Origin of the sequence: Colwellia sp. 1_MG-2023 (assembly GCF_030546755.1) — a bacterium.
Classification (GTDB): domain Bacteria; phylum Pseudomonadota; class Gammaproteobacteria; order Enterobacterales; family Alteromonadaceae; genus Thalassotalea_H.
Genome location: NZ_JAUOPE010000006.1, coordinates 96,822 through 117,513, shown reverse-complemented (window position 1 = coordinate 117,513; position 20,692 = coordinate 96,822). Strand labels below are relative to the sequence as shown.

At 37.2% G+C, this 20,692-nt stretch carries 19 protein-coding genes; 5 read left to right on the top strand and 14 right to left on the bottom strand.

The annotated features are described in order from the left end of the window. The first annotated feature begins 36 nt into the window (after window positions 1–36). A complete protein-coding gene (locus Q4493_RS09020) occupies window positions 37–963 on the top strand; it encodes a diguanylate cyclase (RefSeq protein WP_303451744.1) in 927 nt (308 codons plus the stop codon). A gap of 22 nt (window positions 964–985) precedes the next feature. Here Q4493_RS09020 and Q4493_RS09015 read toward each other — a convergent pair whose 3' ends face one another. Further along, window positions 986–2,020 carry a DUF2235 domain-containing protein gene (locus Q4493_RS09015; protein ID WP_303451742.1) on the bottom strand — a complete coding sequence of 345 codons (1,035 nt, stop codon included), beginning with the start codon at window positions 2,018–2,020 and terminating at the stop codon, window positions 986–988. A gap of 264 nt (window positions 2,021–2,284) precedes the next feature. Between Q4493_RS09015 and Q4493_RS09010 the strand changes: the two genes are divergently transcribed. Both Q4493_RS09010 and Q4493_RS09005 read left to right on the top strand, forming a co-directional pair. After that, the gene (locus Q4493_RS09010; RefSeq protein ID WP_303451741.1) at window positions 2,285–2,827 is read left to right on the top strand and encodes a YaeQ family protein; all 543 of its coding nucleotides are present in this window, start codon (window positions 2,285–2,287) and stop codon (window positions 2,825–2,827) included. 111 nt (window positions 2,828–2,938) lie between these two features. Next, entirely contained in the window at window positions 2,939–4,273 is a 1,335-nt protein-coding gene (locus Q4493_RS09005; protein ID WP_303451739.1) for a M20/M25/M40 family metallo-hydrolase, read from the top strand. A 121-nt stretch (window positions 4,274–4,394) separates the two neighbouring features. Here the strand turns inward: Q4493_RS09005 and Q4493_RS09000 are convergent, their stop codons facing one another. From Q4493_RS09000 to Q4493_RS08985, 4 genes are all read right to left on the bottom strand, one after another. Beyond that, window positions 4,395–5,879 carry a DUF3300 domain-containing protein gene (locus Q4493_RS09000; protein WP_303451737.1) on the bottom strand — a complete coding sequence of 495 codons (1,485 nt, stop codon included), beginning with the start codon at window positions 5,877–5,879 and terminating at the stop codon, window positions 4,395–4,397. A 179-nt stretch (window positions 5,880–6,058) separates the two neighbouring features. After that, window positions 6,059–7,432 (bottom strand): ATP-binding protein, encoded by a 1,374-nt coding sequence (locus Q4493_RS08995; protein WP_303451735.1) that lies wholly within the window; start codon window positions 7,430–7,432, stop codon window positions 6,059–6,061. Between the two features lie 5 nt (window positions 7,433–7,437). Next, entirely contained in the window at window positions 7,438–8,118 is a 681-nt protein-coding gene (locus Q4493_RS08990; RefSeq protein WP_303451733.1) for a response regulator transcription factor, read from the bottom strand. 3 nt (window positions 8,119–8,121) lie between these two features. Beyond that, window positions 8,122–8,439 (bottom strand): PepSY domain-containing protein, encoded by a 318-nt coding sequence (locus Q4493_RS08985; protein ID WP_303451731.1) that lies wholly within the window; start codon window positions 8,437–8,439, stop codon window positions 8,122–8,124. 292 nt (window positions 8,440–8,731) lie between these two features. Between Q4493_RS08985 and Q4493_RS08980 the strand changes: the two genes are divergently transcribed. Both Q4493_RS08980 and Q4493_RS08975 read left to right on the top strand, forming a co-directional pair. After that, window positions 8,732–9,541 (top strand): choice-of-anchor H family protein, encoded by an 810-nt coding sequence (locus Q4493_RS08980; RefSeq protein ID WP_303451729.1) that lies wholly within the window; start codon window positions 8,732–8,734, stop codon window positions 9,539–9,541. 413 nt (window positions 9,542–9,954) lie between these two features. Beyond that, window positions 9,955–10,386, top strand: a complete 432-nt coding sequence (locus Q4493_RS08975) for a hypothetical protein (RefSeq protein WP_303451727.1) — start codon at window positions 9,955–9,957, stop codon at window positions 10,384–10,386. 120 nt (window positions 10,387–10,506) lie between these two features. Here Q4493_RS08975 and Q4493_RS08970 read toward each other — a convergent pair whose 3' ends face one another. The 9 genes from Q4493_RS08970 to seqA all read right to left on the bottom strand — a co-directional run bounded on the left by Q4493_RS08970 (window position 10,507) and on the right by seqA (window position 20,676). Beyond that, window positions 10,507–11,397 carry an alpha/beta fold hydrolase gene (locus Q4493_RS08970; protein WP_303451725.1) on the bottom strand — a complete coding sequence of 297 codons (891 nt, stop codon included), beginning with the start codon at window positions 11,395–11,397 and terminating at the stop codon, window positions 10,507–10,509. Window positions 11,398–11,463: 66 nt separating this feature from the next. Next, entirely contained in the window at window positions 11,464–12,078 is a 615-nt protein-coding gene (locus Q4493_RS08965) for a PepSY domain-containing protein (protein ID WP_303451724.1), read from the bottom strand. A 183-nt stretch (window positions 12,079–12,261) separates the two neighbouring features. Beyond that, window positions 12,262–13,872: a dihydrolipoyllysine-residue acetyltransferase gene (locus tag Q4493_RS08960; RefSeq protein WP_303451721.1), complete on the bottom strand. Its 1,611-nt coding sequence runs from the start codon at window positions 13,870–13,872 to the stop codon at window positions 12,262–12,264. An 11-nt stretch (window positions 13,873–13,883) separates the two neighbouring features. Then, on the bottom strand, window positions 13,884–14,861 hold the full coding sequence (locus tag Q4493_RS08955; RefSeq protein WP_303451719.1) for an alpha-ketoacid dehydrogenase subunit beta: 978 nt from the start codon (window positions 14,859–14,861) through the stop codon (window positions 13,884–13,886). Next, complete coding sequence (locus Q4493_RS08950) at window positions 14,861–16,045, bottom strand: thiamine pyrophosphate-dependent dehydrogenase E1 component subunit alpha (protein ID WP_303451717.1); 1,185 nt, start codon at window positions 16,043–16,045, stop codon at window positions 14,861–14,863. The genes Q4493_RS08955 and Q4493_RS08950 overlap by 1 nt, the downstream gene beginning before the upstream one ends. A 279-nt stretch (window positions 16,046–16,324) precedes the next feature. Then, window positions 16,325–17,398 (bottom strand): succinylglutamate desuccinylase, encoded by a 1,074-nt coding sequence (gene astE, locus Q4493_RS08945; RefSeq protein ID WP_303451715.1) that lies wholly within the window; start codon window positions 17,396–17,398, stop codon window positions 16,325–16,327. A 185-nt stretch (window positions 17,399–17,583) separates the two neighbouring features. After that, window positions 17,584–18,318, bottom strand: coding sequence for a GGDEF domain-containing protein (locus Q4493_RS08940; protein ID WP_303451713.1), 735 nt, complete (start codon window positions 18,316–18,318; stop codon window positions 17,584–17,586). A 108-nt stretch (window positions 18,319–18,426) separates the two neighbouring features. After that, window positions 18,427–20,073: a phosphoglucomutase (alpha-D-glucose-1,6-bisphosphate-dependent) gene (gene pgm, locus Q4493_RS08935; protein WP_303451711.1), complete on the bottom strand. Its 1,647-nt coding sequence runs from the start codon at window positions 20,071–20,073 to the stop codon at window positions 18,427–18,429. Between the two features lie 33 nt (window positions 20,074–20,106). Next, window positions 20,107–20,676, bottom strand: a complete 570-nt coding sequence (seqA, locus tag Q4493_RS08930) for a replication initiation negative regulator SeqA (RefSeq protein ID WP_303451709.1) — start codon at window positions 20,674–20,676, stop codon at window positions 20,107–20,109. Window positions 20,677–20,692 lie beyond the last annotated feature (16 nt).

The following is a 20,692-nucleotide window of genomic DNA, read 5'->3' as shown; positions in this document are numbered from 1 at the left end:
AAAAGTGAATTATTCAATAAACGCTAATTAAAGCAAATGGAAAATAAGCAAATCATGGGAAACCTAGCCCAAAAAGTATTAATTGTTGACGATGAAAAAGCCAACAGAAAAATACTCAAAGAGTTACTTCAAGATGAAGCGACTATTATTTTTGCTAAAAACGGGGCACAGGCCGTTGAACTAGCGCGTAAACATCTACCTGATTTAATGTTACTTGATGTGATTATGCCAGATCGCTCTGGCTTTGAAGTAATCGAAGAAATAAAAGGCGATAAAAAAACCATGAATATTTCAGTGATCTTTGTCACTGGATTAGCCAATAGTGATGACGAAGAACGAGGTTTTGATCTAGGCGGCTGTGATTATATTTATAAGCCATTTAAAGCCAATATAGTCATAGCACGTGTAATGATGCATTTAGAATTAATAAAACAACGAAAAATGCTCAATGAAGTTGCTCACTTAGACGCATTAACCGGTATCTCAAATCGTCGTAGAATGGATATTGTCCTTGCCGATGAACTTGCCGCCAATAAACGTGACAATAAAAAATTAGCGGTTGCTCTCATCGATGTCGATTATTTTAAACATTATAACGATAATTATGGTCACGGTGCTGGTGATGCTGCCCTAAAAAAAGTAGCAACAAGTTTTAGAGAAGTATTACATCGCCCTCGTGATTTTTTCGCACGATATGGCGGCGAAGAATTCTTGATCATATTGCCTGATAGCAGTATTGAAGGCACTCAATTAATTATAAACAATGTTATGAAAGCATTAGCAGAAAAAGCAATAAAACATGAATACTCTTTAGCTTCAGAATTTCTCACAATTAGTATTGGTGCCGTTATTGTTGAAAACAATCAAGCTATAACTCCAGCTGATGTTTTAGCGCAAGCAGATAAGTTACTTTACCAAGCTAAAGAAAACGGAAGAAATCAGCTAGTGATAGAAAGCTTATAAATCTTATATAGTTTACTGGTTATCACCAAATAGGAGGCCATTGGCCATATTTCTTAATATAGTTTTCAATTGGTTGGCTTTTATAATTCGATAAATAACGCGTTTGTACACTCGAGTGTACATAGGTTGGAATGTCGGTTTGAGCCGGTATTTCTCTGAGACGTTTACCCAATAATTTATATTTACCTTTATATTCATTATGTTGACTGGCATTAGCACAATGATGTGCTCTTAGTGCTCGTTGTTTAAGCTGATTATCAAAAGCCAAACCACTATTTTCTGCTTCAGTTAATAACCATTGCATAGGAATATCTGACAAGACTTTACCATCACTATCAGGTTTATAACTCCCGCCTATGTCAGCATGAACACCAGCAAACCATACTTGTGCTAAATCAACCTCATCTCTTGGTTGCCAAATGGTTGCTTCAAAGTCATCACGTGTTTCATCTAATGACAAAGCGTGACGGACGGTTTTCAGATTACTACCTAATTTTCTATCGTAGAAAAGGTGTTTATCTTTTATCAGCCCGAAAATACTAAAAGGCAAGCCCAACGCCCCTACTGTATCCCATACGCCAACAAAATGAATTTTCACTTGGTTAGCAACACAATGTTCGGCTCGCCAATCGTTGGCAAATTGACTTTTGGGTGTATGTTTTTTCGTTTTATAAATATCAAAGGCTTTTTCAACTAATCGCCCTTCAGCGCTTTTTAATACACTACAATTATTAAGCAAACCGCAAAGGCTTCGAATGGTATATGCGCCGCGACTAAAACCAAATAAATATATTTCATCGCCAATATCATAGTTGTGTACTAAAAAACGGTAACCATCCATTACATTTTTCTCTAAACCGGCACCAAAGGCACCACCAGACAATTGATCATGATATGAGCCTATGCCCCAATCATAAAAAACCACTTGTTTAGTACCGGCATCATCTTGCGGTAATACATGGCGAGCAAATGTTAGCACACTGGTTGGATATTGATCTTTGCCTAATTGTTCAGGACGATTCCAAGTACCATCGGCACAAATAATAATACGTTTCATCTTAACATCCTTGCTGACTGAACGAAGGAAGCGATGCCCTTCATCCTTTTTTACGAAAAAGATATTCACTAAAACAGTGTAGACAAAGGTGAAAAAATGACCATTAAATCAGCAATATTTCACAGATTATATATCGATGAATAAAAAACTTATTCAATGAACTTTCATGAATTTGTGACTTCAGCATAAAAAGGCTATATAAAGCATTGAATTCAGGCGTATAATAAAAGTTACTAACTATTTAGCTTATTATTACCAATCGTTATGGCGTTAAAATCAACTATTTATAAAGCAACCATCCATCTATCCGACATGGATAGAGATTATTACGACACATTAAACTTAACTGTCGCTCAACACCCTTCCGAAACCGACTTACGTTTAATAACGCGATTTTTAGCTTATATTTTAAATGCGCATGAACACTTAACATTTGGTAAAGGATTAAGTGATGAAGATGAAGCCGCCCTTTGGCAAATCAATTATTCTGAAGAAATAGAGTTATGGATTGAACTGGGCCAGCCAGATGAAAAACGTATCAAAAAAGCCTGTAACAAAGCGCAACATACTATTTTATATGGCTATACTTCGCCTTTTAATGTGTGGTGGCAGCAAAACCAAAGTAAACTTGCCCAATATAAAAACTTAACGGTGGCACGTTTTAATGATGAAACAGTGAAAAATTTAGCAACTTTGTTAAATCGCACGATGGAAATTCAAGCCAGTATTCAAGATGGTCAATTATGGCTAACCATTGGTGATGAAAGTTTATTGATTGAAAAAGAAACTTTACAGTCTGAACTTTAACCCTTCCTATATCTTCACGTTTAGTTATTGCAAAGTGATATTAAATCTTCAATAGTATTAACAACTTCCCTTACTGATAAAATAATCATGATAAAAACAAAAAAGAATACCATGGCAAAAAGAGTCGTTACGATGGCTTTAACTTTAGGCATTCCCTTTTGCACCTCGGTTCATGCCTTTGCCAATAATATTTCACTTGAATCAATGACCAAAGATATTACTTTTTTAGCAAGTGATGAACTCAACGGTCGCGCGAGTTTTACCAAAGACATTGATAAAGCCGCCAATTATATAAGTCAGCGTTTTCAAGAAATTGGTTTAGTGCCGATGAAGGGTGAAAAATCTTTTTTACAATCGTTCAACATAATAAATATTGCGCCTAAAAGCCTTAGCGCAACTATCAATGGTCAAGCAATAGAAGATAACAACATAGCCATAGCTAGCACCCTTGAGCAGTTCAATTGGACAACACAAAAAGATTTTTCTACTCATGTCATTGGCAAAGAAGACAATATGCGTGCAGTTATTGGCTCACTTAATCAAACAGGCGGCAAACATCTTGTATTAATTAATACGGCACATGCGAAGTTATTTGCCGGCTATCGAGGTTACTTTGCTCGAGGGCTTAATAAATTACAGCTTGAGCATCAAGGTGCCATTGTCATGGTATTAACAGATGAAACTAATTTAGTCTCAGTAGACGTATCTGCTACTACAAATATTACTAAACAAAAACTGACGAATGTAGTGGGTGTGTTACCCGGTGCAAAAAAACCGAAAGAAATTGTTCTATTCTCAGGACATTATGATCATTTAGGTGTTGCTCCTGGACGTGCAGGTAACGAAGAAGCAGATGTGATTTATAACGGCGCTGATGATGATGCTTCTGGCACAACAGCTGTGATAAACCTTGCGCAATATTATGCTAAAAAAGGCGATAATGCGCGTTCACTCATGTTTAGTGCGTTTACCGCTGAAGAAATTGGTGGCTTTGGCTCTCGTTATTTTTCACAACAATTAAATCCTGATAATGTTGTGGCGATGATAAATATTGAAATGATAGGCAAACCTTCTAAATTTGGCCCAGGAAAAATGTGGATGACAGGGATGGAACGTTCTAATTTGGGTGCTTTACTCAATGAAAGCTTAATATCCAAGGGCGCTAAAGTTCATCAAGACCCTTATCCAGAACAAAACTTATTTTATCGTTCAGATAACGCCACGCTTGCCCGTTTAGGCGTACCTGCGCATAGTTTTAGCAGCACACAGTTAGATAAAGACAAACATTACCATCACGTATCAGATGATTTAGCCAGTTTAGATTTATCTTCAATGCATCAAGTGATTGAAAGCTTATCTATAGCAACTCAAGGATTGGTGGATGGTGATATTACGCCAAGCCGCGTTGATGTTAGCCAAGTAAAAAAAACCGGAAAAATATATTAATCCTAAGATAAATTAACCTTACTTTAATTCGAAATACCTTTTCTTATTATGTATAAAATACTATGTAAAATACCGCAATAACTGAGTTACTGCGGTATTTTTACTTTTCAGCTGAACAAGTTTAGTGATGTTGTTGGCGACTTCGATTAGCAGTCGACTTGGTTCTTGTTGAACTGTTTTTTGCCACTCGAGACGACTTGTTACTTGAGTGACTTTCCCTTGCTTTATAGGCTTTTGGTTTACTTACTCTTTCTAACTTCTTGCTCTGTGTTTTATAAACAGGCTGGCTGGTTTTATATTGTTTTTTCGCTAGCTCGTTTTTAGTGTTTCTTTCCACCGGCTTAACTTTTGCCGGTTGATGCCATGTTTTTTTGTTAACCACTTTTGCCTGACGGTTAACTACATGGTGTTTATTAACTACACGCTGTTTATTGACAACATGCTGCTCTCTTTTTGAAACATTACGAGATGTTTTATGTTGTGGTTTAACCGTTTGCTTGTCCTTTAAACGTTGAGCAACTTGCTGGTGCTTTTTAGTGGCGTGTTTAGGCGATACCCTTTTAATACTGTGATGTTTAGCAGGTTTTGCTTTTTTATAAGTCGTGTTCACCACGACTTTATTGTGTTTATGACGGATCACACGTTCATGTTCAACACTTGGTCTATTACTGCTATAACGATGTTTCACTTTTTTACTGCGATACGCCACGCCACGACGATGTTGAGGTTCATGACTCCAACGTTTAGCATGATGACTCGTCGCTATGCGTCTATTAGAATGATGATAGCGCTTTTTATGATGGTGTCTCACCACATGATGATTACTCCAATGAAAGGCACTGAAGAAGAAATCAAAACCTATATGAACGGAAGGCTGCCAATAAAAAGGTCCGTGATAATACGCATAATGCACAGGACGGTGCCAATACACAGGCGGATAATGTGACCAGCGCCAATTACCGTACACCACACGAGTATCATAATAAGGCACATAAATGACTTCAGGCTCAGCCGGTTCAATAATGATAGTGCGTTTTTCTCGAACAATCTCCACATTATCCATTTGCGTTAAATTGCCCGCTTCATCAGCTTGGTGTCTTAAAGTTTGAATACTTGCTAAAACTTTTGCTTCATCTTGTAAAAAAGCATCGCCTAGTTTTCGCATCCAAGCAAGATCATTACTTAGGTTTTCTAGGATCCGCGGAAAAGCAACTAGCGCTTTAACACTTGGATCCCAATCTTTATCGGCTGCTTTTGTTATTAGTTTTTGCTCGGCTTCATTATCATTGTCTTTAATGAATCGATCTGCGTCTATTACTTCTATCGGATAAGTGGCCGCAATTAAAATATGGGTCAATAAAGTATCCGGATATAAGGCTATTGGCGCTAATAATTGTTCTAGTTGCGCTTGGCTAAACTGAACTGCCTCAGATTGGCTTTGTTGCTTGTTTTCATTTGCAATAACAGCTGTTGATGTCATTACTCCTGTAGATAACACTAAAGCAGAAATCATCAGTGCTGAAGAAAGCATACTCGACGAAAAATGTCTTGTTCGAGATAGTTGATTTATGTCTTTACGATTGATTGAGTTAATTAAGCTAATCATAGTTTTCACCTCTCTGTGAGCTATGATTATCAGTTTACCGGCAGTAAACTGAATGAAGACTGAACGAATGTTAATTTTCAAAAATCAATATTAATATTGAAGTATAAAACGAATGTATAAAACTAACTCACAAAAACCAATACAAAAGCTAAAACTATCGTATCAGAAAAAGTTGAACACTAAGCGGGAAACATCACAGTAAACTTTGCACCGGTTAACTCAAATGAACTAGCTATCACTAATGTTCCTTGATAACTTTCTACCAGATCACGCACAATCGCGAGCCCTATCCCATGACCTTGCGCATAAGTATCCGCTCGGGTGCCACGCTGTAAAATACTATCAATTTTATCGTCGGCAATTCCGCAACCATCATCTTCTACGGTAATGATTAACGACGAATCTTGTTTAGTGATCGTCAATAGCACTTGCTGTTTAGCGGCCTTACAAGCATTGTCCATTAGGTTACCGATAATTTCTAAAAAGTCAGCTTCATCTCCTTTGAATATCAAATCAGCTTGCATCTGTTTATTAATAAGCAATTGTTTATCTTGATATATTTTCTGCAAACTATTTAATAATTTATCAACACTCGGGGAAATTTTAACCCCTAAATGCCAAGATGACTGCCCTGCACTTTGCGCACGCTTTAATTGATGTTCGATCATGGCATTGATTTCATCAAGTTGACTTTGCTTTTCAGCTGGATTTATATCTTTTGCAGCTAACTGACCTTGCAGCACAGCTAAAGGTGTTTTTAAACTATGTGCGAGATCAGACAAAGCATTTCGGTAACGTTTTCGTTGGTTTTGCTCTGTGATTAACAGAGTATTTAATTGTTCGGTAACTTGTTTTAATTCTTGCGGATATTTTTCTTTCAGTAAGCTTTCTTTACCTTGTTCTATACCTAAAATTTCTTTTTTCAACATGGCGAGTGGTTTTAAACTCCAGTTCAACCAGATAAATTGCAACAGTAATAACACCGCCATTAGCACAAACAATCCTAACCAGAGCTGTTGGCGAAATTCGGTCATCAACATCTGATAATCAGCCTGTTGTTTAATAATATGCAAGGTCATGTTTTGCAGGCTATCTTCTTGATTTAGACTATCGGAAAAACTTACCGAAAAACTATAAACAAAGTGATTAATATCATCGACTGGGAGCGCATAAAATTGGCTTTCACCCACTTTAGGAGATTGCAACTCATAAGGTATCACCATGGCAAGTAACGAGGAGGAACGCCACAAGGTTCTTGGAATATTACCTTTTGAGGTCATTAACGCGTATAAGCCTGACTCACTTGTATTAAACTGATTTTCAGCTAACGCTTCAGGCATCAGCAATAAACCATCTTCAAGCTCAGCTACCGCTAATATCGAATAAGAATAAGCAACAAGTTCATTTTCAACACTTGCGTTCATGTGTTTTTGGTAAGCGCTTGAAATAAAAAAGGCTACAATGGGTAAAATCACCATGACCATGACTAATGCACTAACAATAATTCGAGATTTTAGTGAATTAAAATAACGATGAAAAAAATGGATGATCATTGCTGTTATTCAGACGGAAATTGACGAAGTTTATAGCCTTGGCCACGCAATGTTTCAATAAATTGATATTGGCTTTGTGGATCAAGCTTTTTGCGTAAACGTCTGATAAATACTTCTATTACATTGGAGTCTAGATCAAAGTCTTGGTCGTAAATATGTTCTGTTATTTGAGTTTTCGACTTTACCTGTCCTTGATGGTGCATCAAATATTCGAATACTTTATATTCATAACTACTTAAACTGACCTCACAATCGTCTACTTTAACCAACATACTTGCAGTATCTAAAACAAAAGGTCCATTGGTAATAATAGGGCTTGATTGACCAACACTACGTCTGATCAAAGCATTTAAGCGAGCGAGTAATTCTTCTTGATGAAAAGGTTTGGTTAGGTAATCATCTGCTCCAGCATCAAGACCATCTACCTTGTCTTGCCAACGGTCACGCGCTGTTAAAACTAAAATTGGAAAACTGATCCCTTGGCTTCTTAATGACTTAATTAATGTTTTGCCATCTAGCTTTGGTAAGCCTAAGTCAATAATTGCTGCATCATAGTTATATTCTTGTCCTTGAAATAAACCAATTTCGCCATCATCAGCAACATCAACACTATATTTTGCTGTTTCTAATTGGCTTTTTAATTGTTGTTGTAAATCAAGATCATCTTCAACTAATAATACACGCATTCTTTATCTTCCTGAAATTCGACCCGAAACAGCATCTACTGTAACTGTAATGACATGGCCATTATTTTTTAATACTTTGACTCTATATCCACTATTGCCATTTACTTTCGTTCGTTGCACTTTCAATATTTTACCGCCAAATTGAGATTTCACGATACGAGCAGCTTGTTGAGAACTATTAACGGCTAATGAACTTTTAGCACCTTGAAAAGCTGCGCCTTGCACATATTCACCATGGTAAACAGGCATCGCAGAGACAGACCAAGTACTAACAAAGCTACTTAAGACGATCATCATCAACAATTTAGAAACCTTAGACATAAAGCTCATTTCACCTACCAATACTGAGTTAATTTAAAACTAGGCTCAGTGTAAAAGTAAACCACCACCAATTCCATAAAATTATACTTTGTTACTGCCTGATATTGTAAAGATTCAAACTGAATCTATCCTGAACACTGTGTCGAACTATTGTATAAATTCATCAGCAAAACGACTTAGTTTTATTTTATTCATCGTTAATAATTTTTCTTCAACGATTTATTTGTTCAGCTAACATTCAGATTAACTAAGGTTTAATGCGCTTAACGATAAAAATATCAAGGACATTATTATGAACAAGACATTAACCACAGCAGCACTATTGGCCATATTTTCAACATCAACCGTTGCAAGTGAATCAGCAACTAATCATCAGACAACTTCAGTCGGAAGTGTTAAGCAAACATGGCAACAAACTCAAGCCATTGAGCAATTAAAAACCGTAGAAAGTACCTTAAAAAATAGTTTTCAAGGTAAAACGCGCGAGCAAATATTAAGCCTAAAACAACAGCAAGTATTTAAACAAACCAGACCAGCACAGTTAGCAAGTAATAATTCAGCTGGAAATGCTCAGGCCAACACTTCATCAGCTAATAACTGGTATAGAAGCTTTAATATATATGATGGTTTTAGCCAATTGATTGAAGATTATGATGAAGATGGCTTTTATCAAACCTTTAGTGTCACTTTCGATGCCGATGTGATTGATACTTATCATATTGATCAAGCAAACGTTTATGCAGAATTATATTTAAGTAAAAACGGCGGTGATTGGATTCATTACTACACCACCGATATTTTCACAATTTATGGTGAAAGTGAAAATGATCAATACGAAGTGTATACCACCTTAAACCAAGGCTATATTTCGGATAATTACGACGTTTTAATTGATTTATATGAAGTGGGTTATAGCGATATTGTTGCCTCTTATAGCTCAGACAATACTAATGCGTTGTATGCATTACCGTTAGAAAGCAGTAATTACGACCCTGACTATGTTGAATATCACAGTGAAAGTCATGGCCACGGCGGCTCAAATAGCTTATTTAGTTTAGGTTTTCTGATAAGTCTGTTACTGATTAGAAAGCAATTAACTTAGTTGTTTGTTATTGGCCTATCAATTGAAATGGAATGAATAAGTGATCAAATACGACGGTAAAACAAGCCATTATCATTCCATTTGGACATTTTTTTGTCTACACTCAAGTGATTAATTAAGGCGTGTGAATCTTTCGCGATGATTTTTGCAACAGTTTGTTTGGTATTCATACAAAGCATTGCGAATGATATGTGGTTATTCCACCTTAATGAGCAATAATGCAGTAGAAATGACAAACAAACGTTGCCCGAAGGGTTTAATTTAAAGCCATTTTATATTCGTTGTTCATTATTTACATGGAACAACCATGCTACATAACTCACGCCTTGAATAAATGGTTTTATTTTAAACAAAATTTAACCTCGAAAGATCAACACGCCCTGATAACAAAAAAGATAAAATTAAGGAATCACATGTCAGATAAAATTGAAATCCCTAAATGGTTTACAATCACCGCCATTATCGCGTTTGTTTGGAATTTACTCGGTTTAATGGCGTTTTTCAGTCATATAACAATGACCCCTGAAATGATCAGTGAGTTACCAGCTCAAGAACAAGCCTTATATAAAGATATTCCTTTGTGGGCAACCGCTGCTTTTGCTATCGCTGTTTTTGCGGGTGCATTAGGCAGTTTATTACTAGTACTGAAAAAAGCGATAGCCAAACTCGTATTAATTGCCTCAGTATTAGGTGTTGTTGTGCAAAACATACATTCATTTGTTGTCATTGACTCAATGGCGGTTTATGGCGTAGCAAGTATCATTATGCCAACCATGGTATTGATAATTGCCGTCGCGTTAGTGTTATTAGCGAGTAAAGCCGAAAAGCATGAATGGTTAAGTTAGCTACTTATTGAATACAGAATATTGGTTAAACTGTGTTGGTTAAACAATGTTGATAACGCCAGTAAAATGAAAAAGAGCCCTATTTGTGGCTCTTTTTTAGTTAAAGTAAACTGCGATTATTTACTCACTGTTAAATTTATTGAGCCAAGTTAATATCGCAGGAAAATGATCTTTGACCGCTAATTTATGCGTTAATATATTTATATGATCATAATCCACTAAGTTACCGGCATTAACAGATAGAACAGAGAATTTAGCCTGTGGATTTGACTCGGCAATAAAATGCCCAACATCTTCAGGATGGCCTAATAACGAATCGTTTATCCCGGTTAAATGCCATGACGCTGGCCACTTAACCGCTTTACTTGCCTCATTATAATTGAAATCATCAAGAGTATCTTTCCACAACCTTTCTTTTAGCCATGGGATGCTTTGCAGTAAAAAAAGATAACTTTCGTTATCAGAGCCAGCTTTTAATTTAACTAAATCAATGTATCTTTTCCGCTTGGCTAGTTTTGGTGCGAGCCATTGCCAAAACCAATCGATTTTCAGCTTCTTTTCAAAATGCGTTTGATGGATCACTCTTTTCGACCCAAAAAATACTAAGCGAGCTATATCCTTAACGTTATCAGGGTTTCTGGCTAAAAATGCTTTTAATAAAACACCGCCCCATGAATGACAAATAATATGCATTGGTTGTTTAGAACGCGCTTTAATAAAGTCGATAAAAAGAGGAATATCTTGATTGATCATTTCCCATTGACCGTGTTCAGCATCTATCTCAAGTGATGGTTTACTAAACCCTTTACCTCTAAAATCAGCTACATAAACATCAAAGCCATGTTCAGCGAGATAACAACCGAGTCCTCTTCCTGACTCAGTATAAAAGATTTTACCATTCTCCATGGTGCCATGAAGCATAAGCACAGGGATCCCCGGCTCTTTTTTAACGATATGGCGAAGATGTAATTGATGATCGCCATCATTAATGTATAAAGATTCTTGATGCATAACAGCTGTTATTTAATTGACCAGTAAAAATACTTTACACAACAAGAGGTCTGACCACAACTATAATTAAACGGTTTTCTGACGCTTAGTTGTCATCATCACGCCTAAGCCCGCTAATAACACCATCAAGAAAAGTCCAACGACACCAAGCACTTGATCAAGCGCTTTTATCCCAGTCCAACGCAAATAATGAATATTATAAATGGTATTAATAAAATCGGTATCTACACCTTGTTGTCGTAAGGTCATGCCTGGCCAATTTAGAGTGATCCTAACATCTGTGCTCGTCGTAATTAAAAAGTTATCTACCGACTTAATTTCACCATATCTCGCTTTATTACTTGCAATGGCATCATTAACTAATTTTTTGATTGCTTGCTGATCAGGTGGAGCAATTACATTCAGTGAAGTTGGTGAAATATGTTGCCAACCTTGTGTCGTTTTCACTAAAAGATGCTCACCTAAAATAGTCTTAAGTTGTCTGATCTCTAACCAATCTTCTTTTTTTTCAGGTAAATTACTAGCAGGTAAAACATGCTGATTTACCGGATAGGTTTTTATTGCTAACGGTTGATAAGCCGTTTTATAGCCGGGTTTAAAGAAGAAAAATACGCCAGTTACCGCCCAAGCAATGAAAGGTAATAGCATAAAAAAGCCTAAGTATTGATGTAATTTTTTCACTTTCCGTCCATGATGGTTAGGGGGAGATTGTCCATTCAGTTATTGTAACACATTGAAAAATTAAGATTTATATCTTTTAACCACATAATATACTTAAGCTGATCTCAGAGATTTAACGAGAGGTAAATCAAAGAAAATAAAAAACCTGCTAAAAAGCAGGTTTTTAAATTCATCAATCATTGATTAAGCCATATGCACTAACATATTACTCGGTTCTTCTAAGAAAGATTTCCATAAGTTACAGAAACGAGCAATAGTACCACCATCAATAATACGGTGATCACCAGACCAACTCACTTGCATAATTGAACGCGCTTCAACTTCGCCTTTGTCATTAAAACGAGGTAACTTTTGCAACTTACCTAAAGCAACAATGGCAGCTTCAGGTTTATTAATAATTGGCGTTGCTACAGTGCCGCCAATAGCGCCAATATTTGAAATAGTGATAGTGCCACCCTTCAAAAATTCACTCGCAACTCGTCCAGAACGTGCGGCATCGGTTAGTTGCATAATATCTTTTGCTAAATCAATAATAGTTTTATGTTGTACTTGTTTAACGTTTGGTACTAATAAACCCACTTTAGAATCAACTGCCATGCCAATATTATGATCATCAAAGTACGTTAGCTCAGTACAGTCTTCATTAGGCTGTGAGTTAACTACTGGGAATTGCTTTAATGCTAATGACATCGCTTTCATGAAAAATGGCATCATGGTTAATTTAATATCTTGCTTGGCATACACTTCTTTAAGTTCGCCGCGCAATTTAATTAAATTCGTCATATCAATCTCTTCACAATAGGTAAAGTGAGGAATGGTTGATACAGAATTGACCATGGCTTTGGCCATTGCAGCTTTCACACCACGAATAGGCTCAGTACGCTTGCCGCCTGCTGTTGCTTGATGCGTTGTTGCAATATCCGAGATAGACGTTTGATTTACTTGTCCATCATGACTGTTAAAAGCAACAACATCTTCTTTATAAACACGCCCTTTTTTACCGCTGCCTGGCACTTGATGAATATTAACATTCAATTCACGTGCAACACGTCGAACAGCAGGACTTGCCACGGCTTTTTCGTTGATCATTTTATGCGTTTGAATTGCTTGAGTTTTAGCCTCAAGCTGTTTTTCAACCGTTTTATTAACTGCGTTTGGCGCTATCGCTTGCTGATTGCTCTGTTCGGTTGGAGCAACAACGGTTGAAGCTGAACCCGCTCTTTCAATGGCGAATAACGGCTGATGTACTTTAGCAATTTCACCTTTCGCATAATGTAACTTCACCACTTTTCCGGCATACATAGCAGGAATTTGTACTAAAGCTTTATCTGTCATTACATCCGCAACAGGTTGATCTTCTTCAAGAATATCACCTTCATTAACAAGCCAATCAACCACTTCACATTCAACAATACCTTCACCAATATCTGGTAAAATAAAATCTTCAACAATTAACGCTGACGAGTTTTCTTGAGGGGTGATAACAGAAACGCTTGGCTCTGTTGTTGATGCACTAGCTGTAGCCGTATTATCGCTAGCTGCTGATTGTGTTGCATCATCTGGCGTCATTGAAAATAACGGCTGATGAACCTTGGCAATTTCACCTTTTTGATAAAATAATTTATCAACAACACCAGAGTGCATCGCTGGAATTTGTACTAACGCTTTATCTGTCATGACATCAGCAACAGGTTGATCTTCAGCAATAGTATCACCTTCATTTACTAGCCATTCAACCAGTTCACATTCAACGATACCTTCACCAATATCTGGCAATATAAAATCAATGCTCATGTTTAATAATCCTAGTAATTTAAGCTATTTTTAATGGCTTCGTATGTTTTTAAATGATCGCTAACATACTCTTTTTCTAATGCTAATGGATAAGGCGTGTCCATTCCGCAAACTCGTGCAATCGGCGATTCAAGGTGTAAAAAGCACTCGCTTTGAATCGTGGCAGCTATTTCACTAGCAAAACCAGCCGTTAATGGCGCTTCTTGCGAAATCACTAAACGTCCCGTTTTCATTACCGAGGCAGCAATGGTTTCTACGTCCCAAGGTAAAATTGAACGTAAGTCGATAATTTCACATGAAATGCCATCGTTATCTGCCATTTCAGCGGCTTTTTCAATAATTTCCATTTGTGCGCCCCAAGCAAGTAATGTGATGTCACTACCTTGCTTAACGACTTCAGCTTTACCTAGCGGTAATTGATAATCTTCTTCTGGCACTTCGCCTGTAGATGCGCGATATAAACGCTTAGGTTCGAAAAATATCACCGGATTATCATCACGGATTGAAGCAAGTAACAAACCTTTCGCTTGATAAGGATTACGTGGCACAACAATTTTTAAACCCGGTGTATGAGCAAAATAGGCTTCTGGTGATTGGCTATGATACAAACCACCTGCAATACCTCCACCATAAGGTGAACGGATAGTTAACTTACCAACATCAAACTCATTACCACTACGGTAGCGAAACTTTGCGGCTTCATTGACAATCTGATCGAAGGCAGGAAAAATATAATCCGCAAATTGGATCTCTGCAATTGGTGTACTACCTTGCGCGGCTAAACCGTTCGCAAAACCTATAATACCTTGCTCAACTAATGGCGTATTAAAACAGCGTGCTTTACCATACTTTTCTTGTAAACCACTGGTTGCACGAAAAACACCACCAAAATGCCCGACATCTTCACCAAAACACAAGGCACTGTCGTTTTCTGCCATAGCAATGTCTAACGCATTATTAATCGCTTGTAATAAATTCATTTGCGCCATTACTTAATTCTCCCTGCAGTAAACGGGTATGACTCTGGATACTTTTTAATATGTTGCTTTAATTCATTTAATTGCTTGTTAAGATGCTCAGGTACTTGATCGTAAACATCCGTCACTAAGTCTTCTACTGGCGGCTTATCTATTTTTTCTGCCACTTTTACGGCAGCTAAAACATCTTCACGTAAGCTTTCAAATAAGGCTGTTTCTTGTGCTTCATCCCACCATTCATTGGCTAACATCCAGTTTTTCATTCTTAAAATAGGATCATGTGCTTGCCACTTAGCCTCTTCTTCACGAGTACGATATCCAGAAGGATCATCTGACGTTGAATGAGCACCTAGGCGATAAGACATAGCTTCAATAATGACAGGTTTATTTTCTTTTAATGCATATTCACGGGCTAATTGTGTTGCTTTTAATACCGCTAAAATGTCGTTACCGTCGATGCGAATAGTTTTTATACCGTAACCAACACCACGTGATGCGATACCGTTTCCAACAAATTGCTCGTCAGCAGGTGTAGAAATAGCGTAACCATTATTACGACAGAAAAAGATCACTGGAGCTTGATGAACCGCAGCCATATTTAAGCCGGCATGAAAATCACCTTCAGATGCCGCTCCTTCGCCGAAGTAACACATAGTTACCGCATCTTTACCTTGCAGTTTTTGTCCGTAAGCATAACCGGCTGCTTGAGGAATTTGTGTACCTAATGGAGAAGATATCGTCATGTAATTTAATGCGTTGCTGCCGTAATGAATGGGCATTTGACGACCTTTACCTAAATCTTTTTCATTTGAGAACATTTGGTTCATGAAGTCTTCAAGTGAAAAGCCACGATACATTAGCGCACCTTGCTCTCGGTATTGCGCCATGATCATGTCTTGATCTTCTAAACCTGCAGCACCGCCAACACTTGCCGCTTCTTCACCTAAAGCCGCCATATAGAAACTAATACGACCTTGACGCTGAGCGCCCACCATTCTCTCATCTAGTACGCGATGAAAAGCCAATGCTTTGTATATTCTTGTTGCTAATGCTTGGTCAATTTTCGGTAATTCTGCACCTTGATAAACACTACCATCTTGTTGCAAAATTTTTAGGATAGGGATTTCTACAGAGTGACCATCAATAAAAGCGGGTTGATGGACAACCGGGCTTTCTTTATAAACTTCAGAGTTCATAGCATTCTCTTTATTATCAGCCTTGCGAGCAAGGGGGAACGAATAACCATCTTGAATCAAGTATAGGATCACTTTACTTGCCAAGCATTGATACCAAATAGAATTATTTATTCTGTCTTTTGATATTATTATTGTCTGGGTCTTTGCCCATAAGTTTAATACGTTGTTGTAACAACGCACGCACTTTACCTTTACGTCAACTGAAAGGCAAGCCTTGTAATTTTATTACAAAATTGCCAGCTAAAAATTGACTACTTTTGTTTACACATTTGAGTAAAATCAAGTCAAGCTTGTCGGGACAACCGTTAGTAAGGCGCGTTGCCCGACAGATACTTGCGCATTAGGAAAAATGATTGCTTCGCCGTGTTGTTTCACTTTTATTTCATTTTCGCCATCATAAGCGAGAACATAATCAACCGGAAAATCAGTGAAATTTTCAACATTGTCGCTGAAATTCAAACGAAAATTTTCTGCTGTGCGATTAATAATTTGAGAAATCACAAAGATATTAAAATCGTTTTCATCATAAGCAGAATAATTTAAAGGCTTGCCACTGATAAACTTTTCTAATGTGCTTTGTACTTGAGAAAACTGATTCATATCATTCTCACCAAAAGGTTTAACTTTTCCTAGCTCTACGGTAAAAGCATCGGCGTCAAATTGATGAGCTGAATAGTAACTAAAGGTCGTTGTTGGCGAGTTTGACAGTAAAATAGTATTCACACCGCAGGCTTTTAAAAACTGTAATTGTTCCGTTTTTCTTGCTTTGCCATGTGTATGCGGATAGACCGCAAATTTATCGTATTTAGCACCTCGAATAGCAGTGTGTAGATCATAATGATAACGCTGCCTTAACGTTGAAAATTCAGTACCAGCAAGATAAAAATCACGCACCGTATTTTCAAGGAGTAAGGCACGATGACGCTCTTTATTAATCAATCCCGTTCCTGCGCCTTGATCAATAGAATGGCCACCAGAAAATAACCGATTCATATTTTCTTCAACAAAACGTTCAGCAATATTCATCGCAGCTGGATTACCAAAAATAAATAACACCCGTTCAGCTAATTCAAGTTCACCTAAGATTAGCTGCTGAACAAGTGTTGCACATATTTCAATAGGCGCCGTTTCATTACCATGCACACCGCTTGATAAAATTATATCTTTGGTTGTGGCGCGCTCAACAGGTTCAAAGGTGATTAACCCTGTGTCTAAAACGGTTACTTTACTTTTAGTTTGGCTCGGGGAGTGCGTAACGGTGAATGAAAATGTCTCGGCGAGAGACCACTCGTGTTGACGAGTTAATGATAAAAAATCGCCCGTTTTCTGTAATTGCTGTTGAATGTTATCCACAAATATTTCTTAAAATACTTAATACGTGGCTATATTGTACGTAAATTTAGCGATGATTGTATGAATTAACAAAAAATAGTAAGGAAAATAAACGCCCATTTTGTCAACTTGATAAAACATTTCATCAAGACATTCACTTGATTGTACGCTCAGCTATGTACTGGCAATAACATAAAAATATTAGATTATGCGGCTTGAATATTACCAGCGCCTTTATGCTTAGCTTGGATTAAGGCATCTTCAATATTATGTAATAAGTGTTCAACAGAGTCGGCTTTTTGCCAAATAGCATATGCAATACTACAAGTTAACGACAAAGTTGCGGGCATTATTTTGCCATTTACGCATTCTTGTAATTGTAGCGCGAACTCATTAGGGCTAATAATGTCCTTAGCTGGAACTACTACTAAAAAGTTATCATCAAGCCAACGGAATATTTGTGCTGAATAAGGAATGACATTATTTAATCTTTGAGCGACATGTTGAATCACCGCATCACCAACAACTTGACCATAACCATCATTAATTTTTTTAAATTTGTCTAAATCAACCTGAAAAACCGTAAAGGGTTGATCTTTCTTTTGAGCCAATTCACACCAAGAAATCAAACTAATTTGGCCTGCTCTACGATTAGGTAAACCCGTTAATGGATCAACCAGCGACATTTTTTCTAATGTCCCGGCTAGCAAGCTTAATTCTTTAATTCTACGATAGGAAAAAATGAGCAAACTTAACGTAATACTAATACCTAACGGAATAATTTCATCTAATTGATAAGTTTCATATTCACGTGAATAAAAATAAATTTTTTCAAGTAAATCCACTTGCGTATAAATAATAAATAAAAAAAGATTTACCGCTGCAATGATCGATAAATCTTTTAAAACTGTTGGACGATGTAAATATCTTTTAGGAGCCATTCATTGTTATCTGTCTTAATTTCTCTCAGTAACTATTGCACAGTTTGCTGATATTGCAACATCGTAATTGGACACAAAAACAATAAAGTACTATCTAGATCAATAAACTTATAAACCAGCTTGCGTAAACGCTTCGTTAACTAAAGCTTGGGCATCAATAAATATTTCGTTTAAATGCTCTTGGCTAATAAAACTTTCCGCATAAATTTTGTAAATTTCTTCTGTCCCAGAAGGACGAGCAGCAAACCAACCATTTTCTGTCGTTACTTTTATACCGCCTATTGCCGCATTATTGCCAGGAGCATGAGATAACACTTGTTGGATCTTTTCGCCTGCCAATTGATCACTCGTGATATTTTCAGCGGATAATGACGTTAAGACCTTTTTTTGCTCAGTGGAGGCAACCGCCTCAATACGCCCATAACATGGTTCACCGAGTTCTTTTGCCAGCTCAAGATAATATTGATACGGATCTTTACCCGTTACCGCTAAAATTTCAGCCGCTAACAATGCCATAACAAAACCGTCTTTATCTGTTGTCCAGCAGCTACCATCTTTTGAAATAAAAGAGGCCCCTGCACTTTCTTCACCACCAAAGGCGTATTCAGAACTATGCAAACCATCAACAAACCATTTAAAACCAACAGGTACTTCTGATAGCGGCCTATCGATGAGCTTGGCAACGCGGTCAATTAATGAACTTGAGACTAACGTTTTGCCTATTTTACAGCTTTGCGGCCATTGACGATGAGTCATTAAATAATGAATAGCAACGGCAAGGTAATGATTAGGATTCATTAAACCGCCAGATTTTGTCACAATACCATGACGATCAAAGTCAGGATCATTGGCAACAGCTACATCATATTTATCTTTTAATGAAATAAGTCCCGACATGGCATAAGGAGATGAACAATCCATGCGAATTTTGCCATCTTTATCTAACGGCATAAATGAGAAACTCGCATCAACAACCGGGTTTACCACATCTAATTTAAGTTGATATTTATTGGCAATAACCGACCAATAATCAATTCCTGAACCACCTAATGGGTCTGCACCAATATGAACTGCCGCTTTGGCGATTGCTTCCATATCAATAACTTGACTTAGTTGCTCAGCGTAAAATTCGATAAAATCTTGTTTTGATAATAAGTTTGATTTTAATACTTGCTTATTAGTCGCTTGTTTTGCATCTAACATACCGCGGGCAATAATATCATTCGCACATTTTTCTATTAATTGAGTAATTTCACCTTCCGCTGGACCACCATGTGGTGGATTATATTTAATTCCGCCATCACAAGGTGGGTTATGAGATGGGGTTATGATCAAGCCATCAGCTTGTTCAGCATTGTTTTTATTATGATCAATAATTAAACGAGAAATAACAGGCGTTGGGGTGAAACCTTCATCTGACTGAATAACTACAGGGACGTGATTTGCGATAAGGACTGACAGCGCAGTAGCAAATGCCGGCTCAGATAACGCATGGGTATCTTTTCCTAAAAACAACGGGCCTTTGTAGCCTTGTTCATTTCTATATTCAGCAACAGCTTGGCAAATCGCGATAATATGATACTCATTAAAGCTAATATTTTTGGCATTACCTCGATGTCCAGACGTACCAAAACTGACACGTTGAGCCTCTATAGATACATCCGGTTGCTTGATATAATAATAAGTAACTAATTGAGCAATATTTTCTCTGTCTTCTGCTTGAGAAATTTGCCCTGCACGCGGATGAATTGACATAATATTTCCTTTTAATGATAAATGTATAGAGGTTTAAAGTAGATCTCGTATTTTCTCAATTTCGACTGATTGGTAACCTAGTGCTTTGGCAACTTCGGTGATCATCATTTTTTTACGGGTAGTATTAGAGTTGGTCATCACCCAATATGAACTCTCTGGGATTTGTCGCGGTTTAGTACTACTACCACTTTCAGCCAACTCACTTTCACTGCGAGCAAAATATAATCTGTCGCGACCACGTATTTCAATCACCGCAGAAAACTGTTCACCATGAACACGATGTAATGCCGACAAAATCAACAAAAATCGCCCTACAACACCTCGTTGAGTGGCTAATTCTTCTTTGTTTATATAATTAAAAACACTTTCAGCAGTACAAGATACATTGGCCACTTGTTTATTTTGAGTTAACGGCGTGCTTTTATCTGTTGAATTTTGCACCAATACTGATTCAATATTTTTGGGTGTTTGGGCTTTTTGCTCAGATAAATCAGCGGGTAAAGAGAGTAAACGACGAATAATTGAAGAAGCGCTTTCCCCGATATATTGTGTCTTGGAAGCTAAATGTTGGTAAAGTTCTTCATCTATTTCTATATGTTTCATTGAAAACCTAAGGGAC

Coding starts and splice junctions, on each gene's coding strand:
- Q4493_RS09015 (WP_303451742.1), bottom strand. CDS start 2,020: ATGAAACGTATTATTATTTGTGCCGATGGTACTTGGAATCGTCCTGAA.
- Q4493_RS08985 (WP_303451731.1), bottom strand. CDS start 8,439: ATGTCTAAGGTTTCTAAATTGTTGATGATGATCGTCTTAAGTAGCTTT.
- Q4493_RS08940 (WP_303451713.1), bottom strand. CDS start 18,318: ATGGCTCCTAAAAGATATTTACATCGTCCAACAGTTTTAAAAGATTTA.
- Q4493_RS08970 (WP_303451725.1), bottom strand. CDS start 11,397: ATGCATCAAGAATCTTTATACATTAATGATGGCGATCATCAATTACAT.
- Q4493_RS09010 (WP_303451741.1), top strand. CDS start 2,285: ATGGCGTTAAAATCAACTATTTATAAAGCAACCATCCATCTATCCGAC.
- Q4493_RS08950 (WP_303451717.1), bottom strand. CDS start 16,045: ATGAACTCTGAAGTTTATAAAGAAAGCCCGGTTGTCCATCAACCCGCT.
- Q4493_RS09020 (WP_303451744.1), top strand. CDS start 37: ATGGAAAATAAGCAAATCATGGGAAACCTAGCCCAAAAAGTATTAATT.
- Q4493_RS08990 (WP_303451733.1), bottom strand. CDS start 8,118: ATGCGTGTATTATTAGTTGAAGATGATCTTGATTTACAACAACAATTA.
- seqA (WP_303451709.1), bottom strand. CDS start 20,676: ATGAAACATATAGAAATAGATGAAGAACTTTACCAACATTTAGCTTCC.
- Q4493_RS08960 (WP_303451721.1), bottom strand. CDS start 13,872: ATGAGCATTGATTTTATATTGCCAGATATTGGTGAAGGTATCGTTGAA.
- Q4493_RS08955 (WP_303451719.1), bottom strand. CDS start 14,861: ATGGCGCAAATGAATTTATTACAAGCGATTAATAATGCGTTAGACATT.
- Q4493_RS08980 (WP_303451729.1), top strand. CDS start 8,732: ATGAACAAGACATTAACCACAGCAGCACTATTGGCCATATTTTCAACA.
- pgm (WP_303451711.1), bottom strand. CDS start 20,073: ATGTCAATTCATCCGCGTGCAGGGCAAATTTCTCAAGCAGAAGACAGA.
- Q4493_RS08995 (WP_303451735.1), bottom strand. CDS start 7,432: ATGATCATCCATTTTTTTCATCGTTATTTTAATTCACTAAAATCTCGA.
- Q4493_RS09005 (WP_303451739.1), top strand. CDS start 2,939: ATGGCAAAAAGAGTCGTTACGATGGCTTTAACTTTAGGCATTCCCTTT.
- Q4493_RS08975 (WP_303451727.1), top strand. CDS start 9,955: ATGTCAGATAAAATTGAAATCCCTAAATGGTTTACAATCACCGCCATT.
- Q4493_RS09000 (WP_303451737.1), bottom strand. CDS start 5,879: ATGATTAGCTTAATTAACTCAATCAATCGTAAAGACATAAATCAACTA.